We start from the raw sequence: 13,288 nt of genomic DNA, 5'->3' as shown, positions 1-13,288 counted from the left end.
ACTTTCGCGGACCAGTCTACTAAACCAGTAGGGTATATAACATGAACCAAAATTACAAAAAGCCTTTATCATGGCTGCTCAACGAGTCGGCCAGTGAAAGCAAAGATACCCTCAAACGCACGCTGAATGGCTTTCAGCTGCTGATGCTGGGCCTGGGCGTTATTATCGGTGCGGGATTATTTTCCCTTACGGGACCCGCAGCCGGCAATAACGCCGGGCCGGCAGTAACACTCTCCTTTATAGTGGCTGGTGTTGGCTGCGCTTTTGCCGGTCTTTGCTATGCCGAATTTGCCTCCATGATCCCGGTGGCTGGCAGCGCATACACCTACGCCTACACGACAATGGGAGAGCGGCTTGCCTGGATCATAGGCTGGGACCTGGTCCTCGAATTTTCCGTGGGAGCCGCCACCGTGGCTATCAGCTGGTCCAATTACCTGGTAGCATTCCTTGCAGGATATAAAATTTACATTCCCGCACAGTTTTCACACTCCCCGTTTGAAACCATCACGCTGGCAAACGGCGTAACCACCCATGGCTATTTCAATCTCCCTGCAGCATTGGTCATTATCCTCATGTCGGCGATCCTCATGCGTGGCACCAAAGGCTCGGCCATATGGAACGCGATAGTGGTGTCGCTCAAAGTGGGCGTAGTGCTTGTTTTTATCGCCCTGGGCTGGAAGTATATACAGCCGGCTAATCTCACCCCATATATTCCCAAAAACACAGGCACCTTTGGAGAATATGGCATATCCGGTATTTTGCGGGGAGCAGGTGTCATCTTCTTTGTATACCTCGGTTTTGATATTGTGAGCACAGCCGCCCAGGAAACCAAAAATCCACGGCGTAATATGCCTATTGGCATTCTCGGATCACTGGCGGTATGCACGGTCCTGTTCATTCTTTTTTCCCATGTACTCACCGGACTGGCGCCCTATAAAGAGTTTAAAAACAGCGCAGCGCCGGTAGCCATTGCCATTGCGCACACGCCCTACAAATGGCTTGGGCAAATGATTATCCTCGCCATCATAGTCGGTTATACCTCCGTAATCCTGGTGGATCTCTGGGGGCAATCGAGAGTATTTTACAGTATGGCTAAAGATGGCCTGCTGCCAAAGATATTTTCGGATGTCCATCCCCGTTACCGTACTCCCTGGAAATCGAATATCCTTTTCTGTGTGTTTGTAAGTTTGTTTGCCGCACTGGTACCGGTAAGGGTAGTAGGGGAGATGACCAGCATTGGTACCCTGCTGGCATTTGTGATCGTATGTGCGGGGGTTTGGATAATGCGGTATTCCATGCCGGATGCACCGCGCGCATTTAAAACACCGTGGGTTCCCTTTGTGCCATTAATGGGTATTATCACCTGTGCCGTTATGATGGCCTTTCTGCCCTGGGATACCTGGTTACGTCTCATCGTATGGATGGCAATAGGCATGGTGATCTATGAATTTTATGGTAAGAAGCACAGTAAAGTGCGTAAGCAGCTGAAAAGCTAATATTTCCAGTCCTGCCGCAGTACACCCATTACCACCATATCCACATACTGCCCGTGCAGTTTGGCGCTGTGGCGCAATATTCCTTCTTTGGCAAATCCCAGTCTGATCGGGATTTGCCCGCTACGTTCGTTCTGCAATACAAAGCGGATCTCTATCTTATTCAGGTGGAGTTTTCTGAAGGCAAAGGAAATAAGTCCTTTGCACGCGGCGGTAGCAATGCCTTTCCGCTGGAACTCTTCTCCTATCCAATAACCTATTTCTGCTTTCTGCAACTGGTGGTCCCATCCGTGGAGATCAATGACCCCGCAAAATTGCTCCTTGTACCATACGCCCAGCGCAATGGCTTCCTGTTCTTCAGCTTTGCGTAACATCAACTGTATAAAGCGGAGGGAATGTTCTTCGTTGGTATTATAATCTACCCAGGGTAAAAATCTGCGCAGGCTTTTACGGGATGCATCCAGTTGTTTATATACCAAGGGAGCATCCTGCACCTGGAGCTGCCGGAGGTATATGTTTTCATTAACGGTTATTTCGAACATAACTGGATTTAAAAGGGCGTTAAACTTACACCGATTTCCCGTAAAATCCAACCTGCGGGCAGTAAATAGCCGCTGACCTTTAGCTTTATTGTATAAAAACTAAGAGCCAGCGGCTGTTTATTCTCTATTTATTACCGTTACTGTTTTGCTAACAACTGTTGTTTAGCCATATCTTTTACTACCTGTTGTGCATATAATACGGCCATTCTTTCCGTTGTTGGCGGATCGAAAGACTGTGATTGTACAGAGTACAACATTTGTCCGCTCTTCATATCATACAGGTTGGCTTCCCATTGATACTTGGTATTGTAAGTATAATATCCGGGAGCATACATCCTGGATGACCACATAGAGTAATAGGGCCAGAAGCCATAATAACCGTAAGGTGAGTAACTGGGAACAAAGTTTCTTTCCCTGCCTTTATCCAGCATTACAATGGTCATGATCTGGTTTACATCACTTCCCTGTAATTGCTTCAACACCTGCTTTTCCGTCATTTTAGCCATGTCGTTGGGGCCATAGGTCTGCAGTGCAGACATGGCATTATATCCCTTTCTTCTCAGTTCCGATACGGTGTAATTTTCCATCTGGCTGCGCAGGGTACGATCTCTCTGAGGTACCAGCGCCATTACCATTATTTTATTATCCTTTTGCAGTTGCTGTGCATCATTGGAACGCCAGGAAGACGTTACTTTGGTGCTTGAACAGGCTGCCATGGCGATGATTGCAAATCCTGCCATGATAAGACCCAGCTTTTTCATATTCCCTCCTTTAGTTTGATTGTTAGTTTGTATCTGTTAGACGTGGAACAGAGCAATTTGTAACATCACCCCGGCAGTTTTAACAAATCTTTGAGACTTGTTAATAATTTGCTAATGAATAGTTTATGCACAGCGGAGGTTGTCTTACTCAGGATTACGCTGATTAGCTTTTGGAGATTTGGGGAGAATTTAGCGTAGGTTGTCTTACTCAGGATTACGCTGATTAGCTTTTGGAAATTTGGGGAGAATTTAGCGTAGGTTGTCTTACTCAGGATTACACTGATTTTATGATTAGATTTTGGGATTTGCGGAGATGGGAGAGGAGGTTGTCTTGGACACTGATTACGCTGATTTTGCTGATACTATTTTGATTTTAGAAGGATTTTGGAAGATGAAGGCACTGGCCGGATTTTAATTTGGTATCCGGCATTTTCTATGGAATATTGGTATATTTTTAGCTTTTTACAGGATTTTCGGAAAATTCAGTAAATTTAAACGGCCTTCTCCATCAATATTCCTTAAATAATTTAAAAAAGCTGAGCGGTATTTACAGCAAAGATTTACTGAATGTCGTTCACTCACTTTCACCGGTATATCAGCGCACCGTTTCTCTTAATAGGGTAGTATTCCATATAACGCCCGAAAAAATTTCGCCTGTAAAGCCCTGTGGTAAGCGATCCTGGCATCAAGTCCACGTCACCTCCGCATCACCTCCGTGTTAACTGCATGTATTAAGCATGTACTAAGCATATACAAAGTATACACAAAGCATTTTACCGTCCATCTTTAAGCAATCTTCATCCAACCCTGTTATCCCCACCAATCTCCCCAATCCCAAAAATCTAATCATAAAATCAGCGTAATCCTGAGTAAGACAACCTCCGCTAAATTCTCCCCAAATCTCCAAAAGCTAATCAGCGTAATCCTGAGTAAGACAACCTCCGCTGCATTAGTAGTTGATCACCTGCTCTTCGATAGCAGCAGGCAGCTCTCTGAATTTGTACAGTTGCGTGCGTAACTGCGGTTCAAAACCAGCTTCGCGGATCGCCTCCTGCATAGACAGGTAGGTAAAGCGATGCGGGGCGCCGGCAGCGCTTACCACGTTTTCCTCGATCATGATAGAGCCAAAATCGTTGGCGCCGGCGTGCAGGCAAAGTTGCGCCACCTGTTTACCTACGGTTAACCAGGATGCCTGGATATTTTTAATATTCGGCAGCATGATGCGGCTCATGGCGATCATGCGGATATATTCTTCCGAGGTAGTCATGTTGTGTACGCCACGGATCCTTGCCAGCAGGGTATCCACATCCTGGAAAGTCCAGGGAATAAACGCGGTAAAGCCATAGTGTCCTTCCGGCTTTTCGCTTTGTACCTGCCGGATATCCACCAGGTGCTCAAAACGTTCCAGCACGGTTTCCACGTGACCAAACATCATGGTTGCCGAAGAGGCAATGTTCAGCTTGTGTGCCGCACGCATTACATCCAACCACTCCTGTGCACCGCACTTTCCTTTGGAGATAAGGCGGCGTACGCGGTCGTTCAGTATTTCAGCACCGGCGCCGGGAAGACTGTCCATACCCGCTTCCTGCAGGGCACGGAGCACCTCTATATGGGTGCTTTTTTCCAGTTTGGTGATATGTGCAACTTCGGGGGGCCCGAGGGTATGTAATTTTAATGCAGGATATAATTGTTTTAGTTCCCTGAAGAGATTTACGTAGAAGCTGAGACCCAGTTCCGGGTGGTGCCCGCCTTGTAACAGCAGCTGATCGCCGCCATACTTAAGGGTTTCCTCGATCTTCCTTTTGTACTCTTCAATTGGCGTAATATAGGCCTCTTTATGGCCGGGAATGCGGTAAAAGTTACAAAACTTGCAGTTGGCCGTGCATACATTGGTGGTATTTACGTTCCTGTCGATCTGCCAGGTTACCTTTCCATGCGGAACCTGTTGCTTGCGTAACTCGTTGGCTATTTCCATCAATTCTGCCAGCGGAGCATTTTCAAACAGGTAAACGCCCTCTGCTGCTGTCAGAAACTCAAAGTTCTGCGCCTTTTTGTATAAATCCTGAAGTTCCATGTGCTATATTTCTAACCCTGAATAACTTTGACAAAGGTAGTATTTAGGCAATTAACCGCCTGTAATAAAAATATTTTATACGAACACTATTTAATGTTAAATTTATAGGTATACACATCCCCTGCATCAACCAAGTATGCTTAGACCAATTCTGTTACACGTTATGCTGCTTCTGGCAGCCGCCGGTATATCGATGAGCACCCAAGCCGGAAATGCCACGCCTGAAAACGATAGTACTCGCGAAGCCATGCTGCTCACGCGCTTCCACTTCAAACAATATTACGGGGGAGTAGTAGTCATCCAGGCACTGGTCAGCAATTATCCGGACACGCTTCAGTTCATTCTCGACACCGGCAGCGCAGGCATTTCACTTGATACCACCACCTGCCTCAGGCTGGGAATAAGCATGGAACCTTCCGACCGGATCATAAAAGGGCTGGGCAGTTCCAAACCGGTATCCTTTGCACGGCGTCACTCACTGAAACTCCCGGGATTAAAGGTAGACAGCCTTGATTTCCACATCAACGATTATGAACTGATCAGCCAGGTGTACGGTATACAGGTAGATGGCATCATCGGGTATAGCTTACTGAGCCGGTATATTGTTACAATAGACTACGATACAGAAGAAATTATTATTTATTCCAAAGGAAAATATACTTATCCCCGGGGAGGTCAACTGCTACGTCCTTCTCTCACGCAGATCCCGTTGATATCTGCTCCGCTGAAGAACGCTGTGCGCACTATCACCAACCGCTATTATTTCGACACCGGCGCCGGTATGTGCCTGTTGCTGTCATCCCAGTTTGTAAACGACAGCAGCGTATTACAAGGCAAAAAACGCCGCACCAAAAAGATCATACAAACAGAAGCACAGGGCCTGGGAGGGAAGATGACCATGTCGCTCACCACGGTAAATGAATTCCGTATCGGCAACTATAGTTTCCGGAATGTGCCCACTTATGTGTTTGACGATAAAAGCAACGTTACCGCTTATCCTTTTCTTGGCGGAATGATAGGGAACGATTTGCTTCGCCGTTTCAATATCACCCTCAACTACAGCAAAAAGGAAATATACATGCTGCCCAACACGCATTTCCGTGATATGTTCGACTATTCTTACACCGGTTTGATCATCTACCTGATCGACGGAAAGGTAGAAGTAACCGATATTATCAAGGGATCACCTGCGGAAAAAGCCGGCTTCCGGACAGGCGATATTATCATGGGCATCAATAATAACCTGGGCCCAAATCTTCAGCTGTTCCGCGAATTACTGAAAAACATCGGCACACGCGCTACCTGCCTGGTGAGCCGGGATAAAGAACTCCTCATTAAAAAATTGCCAATAAAAAGTATTCTTTGACGTTATTTGTGTCATGTGGCGCTTTTTATTGACAGTAACCATCGTATTCAGCTATGCCCTAATGCCTGCCCATGCCCAGCGCAGAGGCTCGTCAGTAGCAGCAACAGATAACAGCAAACCGGTAGCCGTCATTCCCTTTGAACTGGTAAACCGCCAGTTGATCATTCCTGTTACCGTTTCCGGTAGTACGGATACCCTGCATTTTATTTTCGACAGCGGAGCAGAAGTAACGGTAATGAATCTCGCTACTGCCGCTAAACTACAGCTAAGAAATGCCGGCAATGCCTTTTTAACCGGCACCAACAATGCGATGGCCAAAACAGAACTGGCTACACTAAATGCCCTTTATCTCAAAGAACTCCGGTTACCTTATGTGAAAGTATACCTGGAAAACCTCAGTACCCTGGGGCCGGTGGACGGCATCATAGGAATCGCTTTGCTAAAGCTATACATCGTTAAAATAGACTACCGGGCCAAACAACTCGTACTGTACAAGGCCGGCAAAACCCCCACCGGCAATACCGGCAGGCTGCTGCATTTTCAGCTTAATTTCAGCACCCCGGTTATTGACGCCTCCATCCAGCTGCCCGATGGTCGCCGGTTACCCGGCCACTATCACATCACCACCGGCGGCGACTACGGCATCCTTTTTAACTGGCCCTATGTAGATAAATACAAACTCAATACCCTGCTCCCCACCATCAATACAGACCGCGTACAGGATATGTTGAAGGTATTGTACTATATCAATAGTTCGGTGCCCTCACTGGAAATGGGCGGCCGCAGTATCCCCAATGTGCCGGTGAGCTACAGCAAGGATATAGACGACCTCGGCGTATTTACAGAAGTAGCCGGCTCTATTGGTTATGATATCTGGAAAGACTACACGCTTACCATTAATTACGACAAGAAGGAACTGTACCTGGAGTAGCTTTTTGCCGCTTTGAGCTGAAAGCTTACCGTAATTCCCTATTTTTACCGTATTGACCAATAAAAAGATATGATCCATTATAATAAGTTTACGCTGGCAAACGGACTGAGGGTAATTGTTCACGAAGACCATACGACGCCGATGGCGGTAATAAATGTGCTGTATGATGTGGGAGCGAGAGATGAAAATCCGGCACAAACGGGCTTCGCCCACCTGTTTGAACACCTGATGTTTGGTGGGTCCATCAATATTCCCTCGTACGATGAGCCGTTACAAATGGCCGGTGGCGAAAATAACGCGTACACCACCAGCGATCTGACCAACTACTACATTCAGCTTCCGGCAGAAAATATTGAAACCGGTTTCTGGCTGGAAAGTGACCGCATGCTCTCCCTGGCCTTTGATGAAAAAAGCCTGGATGTGCAACGCAAAGTTGTATCGGAAGAGTTTAAAGAACATTATATCAATAAACCTTATGGAGATGTATGGCATAAAATGCGCGAGCTGTCGTACACTACTCATCCCTATCGCTGGATGACCATCGGTAAAGAATTATCACATATTGAGAATGCTAAACTGGAAGATGTAAAAGCATTTTTCTTTAAGTACTACCGCCCGGTAAACGCAATCCTCTCTGTAGGCGGCAACGTTACCGTGGAGCAGGTGAAAGCGCTCGCGGAAAAATGGTTCGGTGATATCCCTTCCGGCGAAAAGTATTATCGCAACCTGCCGGTTGAACCTGCGCAAACAGCAGCACATAAACTGGAAGTAAAAGCCAATGTACCACTGGATGCACTGTATAAATGCTACCACATGTACGCCCGCACCGACAAACGTTACTATGCAGCGGATCTCATCTCCGACATCCTTGGTGGTGGCAGCTCCTCCCGCCTGAACCAGGTACTGGTAAAAGAAAAAAAGCTATTCAGCAATATTGAATGCTATCATTTTGGCAGCCTCGATGCCGGCTTACTAACCATAGAAGGTAAACTGGTAAAAGGAGTAAAAATGAAAGATGCAGAAAAAGCTATTCAGCAGGAATTGGAAAAACTGCAACAGGAAGTCATCTCAGAAAGAGAACTGCAAAAAGTAAAAAACCGCGTGGAAAGCTTGCTGGCCTTTGAAGACATGAGCTTACTCAACCGTGCCAATAACCTGGCATTTTACGAACTGCTGGGCGATGCCGCACTGATGAACCACGAATTTGAAAATTATGAAGTGGTAACCGCAGCAGAAATACATGAGGAAGCGAAACTGCTTTTTGATGAGAAGAATTCAAATACCATTTACTATTACGCTGCAAATTAGTGCAGTGGCTTGTTTTCGGCCCTCACCCTTTAAATAAGACACGATGAACAGAACGATTGCCCCTCCCATTAAAGATGCGGTGGATTTCGATATAAAACTGAAGCCATATGAACAGTTCACCCTGGACAATGGCATCCCGGTATACGTAATGAAATCTGACGAACAGGAAACATTACAGCTGGAGCTGGTATTTCCTGCAGGCAGCTGGTACGAAAGCGAAAGCCTGGAAGCTACAGCTACCAACTTTCTCATGAAAAATGGTACCAGCAAACATACGTCGCAACAAATCAATGAAAACATCGACTATCACGGCGCTTACCTGAACCGTAATGCATACCATGAAAATGCAACCTATACGCTTCACTGCCTCACCAAGCACACGGAAGTACTGCTGCCCATGCTGCAGGAAGTGATCCTGGACCCAATATTCCCGGAAGAAGAACTGAACCTGTATAAGCAGAACCAGAAACAAAAGCTGGCAGTAAACCTGCTGAAATGCGATTTTGTAGGCAACCGTTTCATTGATAAATACCTGTTCGGGGAATTCCATCCATATGGCCGCGTAAGCTCCATGATGGCATATGATGCATTGCAATCTGAAGGACTGCAGGCGTTCTATAAAAAGCATTATACTTACAACAACTGCAAGATCTTTGTGGCTGGTAACCTGCCCGCCAACATGATCCCGTTGCTGAACCAATATTTTGGCACCACCCAATGGAACGGGGATACTCACCTGGTTAAACTCGATCTGCCAATACAGCCGGCAGAAGAGAAAAAATTCAGGATCTTTAATGACGAAAATGGGGTACAGGGCGCCGTGCGTGTGGCCCGTCATTTCCCGAACCGTTACCATCCCGATTTCCCGAAGATGCTGGTGTTAAACACCATCTTTGGCGGCTACTTTGGTTCCCGCCTGATGAGCAACATCCGGGAAGAAAAAGGGTATACCTACGGCATTTATTCACAGTTGTATAACTTCCGTCAAACCAGTGCCCTGAATATTCAAACAGAGGCCGGCCGCGATGTTTGCGAAGCTACCATCGATGAAATTTACAAGGAACTGCTCCGCCTGCAGAACGAACCGGTGCCCAAAGAGGAATTGGACCTCGTTCGCAACTATATGATCGGATCCATCCTCGGCGACCTGGATGGCGCTTTCCAGCTGATCCAACGCTGGAAAAACCTCATCCTGAACGACCTGGACGAGAATTACTTCTATAATAACATCAAAACTATTAAAACCATTACCGCGGAAGAATTGCAGCAGCTGGCAAAACAATATTTCACGCCAGGCGATTTTTATGAGCTGGTAGTGATTTAAAAAGAAATATCCCGCTAAAAAATAAAAGGTTTCCATTAACGGAAACCTTTTATTTTTGGATAACCTGTATTATCCCTTCCACCGGGAATCAAAGAACTTTTAAGGTACCCTTTAAATACTATGGTCATGGACCCATTGCCTGATTATCTTTCAACAAACAAAGAGCTCTGGAATAAACGTACGGGCGTTCACGTTAAGTCTGATTTTTATGACCTGCCCGGCTTCCTCGGTGGAAAAAATTCACTGAAAGAGATAGAATTGCGGTTACTTGAAACGGTACAGGAAAAGGAGATCCTTCATCTGCAATGCCACTTCGGACAAGATACCTTATCTCTTGCCAGGATGGGCGCCACGGTAACAGGAGTGGACCTTTCCGATGCAGCCATTACTTTGGCAAACGAACTCGCCATTAAATCCGGATTGGAGAAAAAAGCCCGCTTCATTTGCTGCGACCTTTATAGCACGCCCCATCACCTGGAAGGCGCTTTCGACATCGTATTCACCTCTTACGGTACTATTGGCTGGCTGCCAGACCTCGACAAATGGGCCGCTGTAGTAAATCATTTTCTGAAGCCCGGCGGATCATTCGTGATGGCGGATTTTCATCCTGTTATATGGATGTTTGACGACAACATTAAAGAGATCATCTACAGCTATTTTAACACCCAAACCATTGTGGAAGAAACAACCGGAACTTATACCGATGGCGGCAGCGGCATCCGGCATACTTCCTATTCCTGGAACCATCCGCTGAGTGAAATAGTTACGGCATTAACCGCGCAGGGATTGCAGTTGCAGGTATTCCAGGAATTTGATTATTCTCCCTATAACTGTTTCAGTAACACAATTGAAAAAGATGGCCGTTTCTATATCCGGGGAATGGAAGAAAAACTGCCAATGGTATATGCTTTTAAATTCTTCAAACCTTTATAACATGAAATCTCTTATTCTTTTTCTTTTATTGATTACAGGCAGCATGGCCGCCTTTTCACAGTCACAGTCAGAAATGAATAAACAAGCCGGCCAGGAATATAAGGAGGCCGACAAGAAGCTGAATGATATTTACCAGCTGATCCTGAAAGACTATGCCGCCAACAAAGCATTCATTAAAAACCTGAAAGACGCGCAGCGGCTCTGGATACAATTCCGCGATGCGCAGGTACAGGCAATGTACCCCGCTGCAGCCAAAAGCTATGGCAGCGCATTTCCCATGTGCCGCGCCGGTTACCTCACCGAACTGACGAATCAGCGTACCGAATCCCTGAGAGTCTGGCTGAACGGGCTGCCACAGGGAGATATCTGTACCGGCTCTATCGGTGATAAACTGGGCAATTAATAAGCCCTCTGGTTGAGAAGGATTACTGATACTAGTATATTATTAAATATAATTTGTATATTTGATGATCACACAGTCCCTATGCGAAACCTGATCATCCTTCTCGCGGTATTCCTGTGCACGAAAGCGTATTCCCAATCACAACAAACAGCGCTGGACACACTTGAAAACCGCTACCAGCAATGCCTTGGCAACAGCCACAACATGTACAACTGTGCTGTTACCTACTATAAACAACTGGATAGTTTACTGAATACCACCCTCCGGCATCTCTATTCCAGCCTGAATACCGGGCGGCAGCAAAAGCTCCAGGTAGAACAGCTGGCGTGGGAAACAAAGAAAGAAGAATATTTTAGGAAGATAGATGAGCGGGTAGAAAAGATGCATAAACGCACGATGGAAGGATTGGATGATGAAATGATTTCTACCGATCATAAAGCAGCTTTCATCAAAGAGAGATTAACTACCCTTCTCAATATTTAGTGTTTTCTCCGTACAGGGAACATTCCTGTACGGAGAAAACAACGGTCAGAGTCTTTCCTGGTGACGCAACCAGCGTTCCGGCATTTCATTGTTGCTGGCCATCAGGTAGTCGTTATACGCACACGGCACAAATTCCCGGTCGGGGAGCTGCATCCACCAGCGGCCTGTTTTCTTGCTCTTCAGAAAAACTGTTTCTATATCGGAAAAGGCTATATGAAATTCCCAGAAAGCATCGCGGTCGTCCAGCAGGGCTTCTTTATTTTTCACGGCGCGTCCGTCCATAAAGTACCACATCATCTGGGAAATTTGCCGGGCGGTGAGGTGTTCTTTATCTTTTTCGGGGCGGTAGCCGTAAATACCAAAAGAGGAGAGGCGGCTGCTCATGCCGGCGTATCTGGCCAGGGAACAGGCTTCTTCACCGCTGAATCCATTTGGTGAAAGCTGGTTAGCCGGTGCATCGGTGTGCCGGATGATATTGATATCAAGACTGAACAGGTCTGAATGGCGCAGTACCGGTTCCGCTTCTTCCATGTTTTCACGGATGCGGCCAAGACGGTAGCAGTCGAAGCGAAGTTTATCCAGTGTTTCTAACATCCGCGGATGTACAAAATAACTCTGGAAACCGATATGATTGTAGTGACGCAGGTAGTTGGGTTGCTCCGTGAGTATGTCCATTAAAAAGCGTTCGCTGCGGATACTGGAGTCTTCTTTCAGGTCTATCAGCGCATCAGCAACAGTGGCTTCAATAATTAATTGCTGCGCCGCATAGGCCTTATATTGCGGGTAGGTAAGATCGTGTGAACCGCCCAGGATGATCACGGTTTTATTGGCGGCTAATAATTCTGCAACAACAGTTTTCATGGCTGCATATGCGTCGGCAAGAAATGCACCTGGCAACAAATTGCCAACATCTGCGAGTTTAATATCGCGGTGCCAGTTGTACAAGCGGAAAAATTCGCGGCGGATGGCATCAGGACCGTGTGTATCCGTTTTGCCGGATGCACTGCCTCTTTCTTCTCCTACACCCAGCAGAATAATATCTGCTGCGTCTATATCCGGATGATGGTCATCTTCGTATGCGTCAATTACACCGCCCACCTGGAATGGATCGTATTCCTGGTCATCGTTTAAAAATGCCTTTGAAACAGGATGTAGGAAATCCTGCAGATGCGAAAAATCTGCCATCAGTAAATTGCGTTTATTTGATGGCAAACGTACAACAAGAATTTAAAAAAAAGCAAAACCAGGCAGATAAGGGCAGCGGGTCAAAGCTACTATAACGGGAATTTGTAGAGGTAAGGCTACTAGTTCTTGTGAATAATAAATTCGAAAGGCTTATGCGACTTACGTGAAATTGCTTTTTCCAGCACGGTTCGTTTGCTGGTAATCCGGCTTTTGTTACAATCCATAACTTCCATAACTGCACAGAGATAATCCATCGTCTCAATCAACGAAAGCATTTCGCTGATTTGTCTCACCGCAGATTGAATCTGCTGTTCCGTGTACCTATCTTCATGTAGCAGGATTAATAAATCTCTATCTACAGGTTTCATGAATAAAAAATTTGACTGTTCCCCGAAATATTGTTTGGCCAGGTATCAAAGGATAGTTCAAAAAGATAAGGCAAAAATTGTTTAGTTGTCAGTCGTTGTCAAAGTCGTCGTTGCTAT

At 46.2% G+C, this 13,288-nt stretch carries 13 protein-coding genes; 8 read left to right on the top strand and 5 right to left on the bottom strand.

The features are described 5' to 3' along the window. Positions 1–41 precede the first annotated feature (41 nt). Positions 42–1,496, top strand: a complete 1,455-nt coding sequence (locus tag ACLHR0_RS07690; RefSeq protein ID WP_436485688.1) for an amino acid permease — start codon at positions 42–44, stop codon at positions 1,494–1,496. Here ACLHR0_RS07690 and ACLHR0_RS07685 read toward each other — a convergent pair. The 3 genes from ACLHR0_RS07685 to mqnC all read right to left on the bottom strand — a co-directional run bounded on the left by ACLHR0_RS07685 (position 1,493) and on the right by mqnC (position 4,870). Beyond that, positions 1,493–2,035 carry a GNAT family N-acetyltransferase gene (locus tag ACLHR0_RS07685; protein WP_429062235.1) on the bottom strand — a complete coding sequence of 181 codons (543 nt, stop codon included), beginning with the start codon at positions 2,033–2,035 and terminating at the stop codon, positions 1,493–1,495. The two genes, ACLHR0_RS07690 and ACLHR0_RS07685, sit on opposite strands and share 4 nt — an antisense overlap. Positions 2,036–2,172: 137 nt before the next feature. Further along, on the bottom strand, positions 2,173–2,796 hold the full coding sequence (locus tag ACLHR0_RS07680) for a hypothetical protein (RefSeq protein ID WP_429062237.1): 624 nt from the start codon (positions 2,794–2,796) through the stop codon (positions 2,173–2,175). A 949-nt stretch (positions 2,797–3,745) separates the two neighbouring features. Further along, positions 3,746–4,870 carry a cyclic dehypoxanthinyl futalosine synthase gene (gene mqnC / locus ACLHR0_RS07675; RefSeq protein ID WP_436485686.1) on the bottom strand — a complete coding sequence of 375 codons (1,125 nt, stop codon included), beginning with the start codon at positions 4,868–4,870 and terminating at the stop codon, positions 3,746–3,748. Positions 4,871–5,033: 163 nt separating this feature from the next. On the opposite strand from mqnC, the gene ACLHR0_RS07670 reads away from it, so the two are divergent. The 7 genes from ACLHR0_RS07670 to ACLHR0_RS07640 all read left to right on the top strand — a co-directional run bounded on the left by ACLHR0_RS07670 (position 5,034) and on the right by ACLHR0_RS07640 (position 11,618). After that, positions 5,034–6,236 carry an aspartyl protease family protein gene (locus ACLHR0_RS07670; RefSeq protein ID WP_429043215.1) on the top strand — a complete coding sequence of 401 codons (1,203 nt, stop codon included), beginning with the start codon at positions 5,034–5,036 and terminating at the stop codon, positions 6,234–6,236. Between the two features lie 13 nt (positions 6,237–6,249). Further along, entirely contained in the window at positions 6,250–7,167 is a 918-nt protein-coding gene (locus ACLHR0_RS07665; RefSeq protein ID WP_436485683.1) for an aspartyl protease family protein, read from the top strand. A gap of 69 nt (positions 7,168–7,236) precedes the next feature. Then, positions 7,237–8,475 carry a M16 family metallopeptidase gene (locus ACLHR0_RS07660; protein WP_429043211.1) on the top strand — a complete coding sequence of 413 codons (1,239 nt, stop codon included), beginning with the start codon at positions 7,237–7,239 and terminating at the stop codon, positions 8,473–8,475. Between the two features lie 43 nt (positions 8,476–8,518). Continuing rightward, complete coding sequence (locus ACLHR0_RS07655; RefSeq protein WP_370908905.1) at positions 8,519–9,799, top strand: M16 family metallopeptidase; 1,281 nt, start codon at positions 8,519–8,521, stop codon at positions 9,797–9,799. Positions 9,800–9,925: 126 nt separating this feature from the next. Further along, positions 9,926–10,732, top strand: coding sequence for a class I SAM-dependent methyltransferase (locus tag ACLHR0_RS07650; RefSeq protein WP_429043207.1), 807 nt, complete (start codon positions 9,926–9,928; stop codon positions 10,730–10,732). A gap of 1 nt (position 10,733) precedes the next feature. Then, positions 10,734–11,135 (top strand): lysozyme inhibitor LprI family protein, encoded by a 402-nt coding sequence (locus tag ACLHR0_RS07645; RefSeq protein WP_429043205.1) that lies wholly within the window; start codon positions 10,734–10,736, stop codon positions 11,133–11,135. A gap of 81 nt (positions 11,136–11,216) precedes the next feature. After that, complete coding sequence (locus ACLHR0_RS07640; RefSeq protein WP_429043203.1) at positions 11,217–11,618, top strand: lysozyme inhibitor LprI family protein; 402 nt, start codon at positions 11,217–11,219, stop codon at positions 11,616–11,618. 45 nt (positions 11,619–11,663) lie between these two features. Here the strand turns inward: ACLHR0_RS07640 and ACLHR0_RS07635 are convergent, their stop codons facing one another. Together ACLHR0_RS07635 and ACLHR0_RS07630 are read right to left on the bottom strand one after the other, a co-directional pair. After that, entirely contained in the window at positions 11,664–12,803 is a 1,140-nt protein-coding gene (locus ACLHR0_RS07635; protein ID WP_429043200.1) for a formimidoylglutamase, read from the bottom strand. A gap of 119 nt (positions 12,804–12,922) precedes the next feature. Beyond that, a complete protein-coding gene (locus ACLHR0_RS07630; protein WP_079471515.1) occupies positions 12,923–13,171 on the bottom strand; it encodes a hypothetical protein in 249 nt (82 codons plus the stop codon). Between the last annotated feature and the right edge of the window lie 117 nt (positions 13,172–13,288).

The sequence above is a fragment of the Chitinophaga sp. ARDCPP14 genome (genome assembly GCF_051362515.1).
In the GTDB taxonomy this organism is placed as follows: domain Bacteria; phylum Bacteroidota; class Bacteroidia; order Chitinophagales; family Chitinophagaceae; genus Chitinophaga.
The sequence above is the reverse complement of the archived record's forward strand: the minus strand, read 5'-3'. Positions and strand labels throughout refer to the sequence as shown.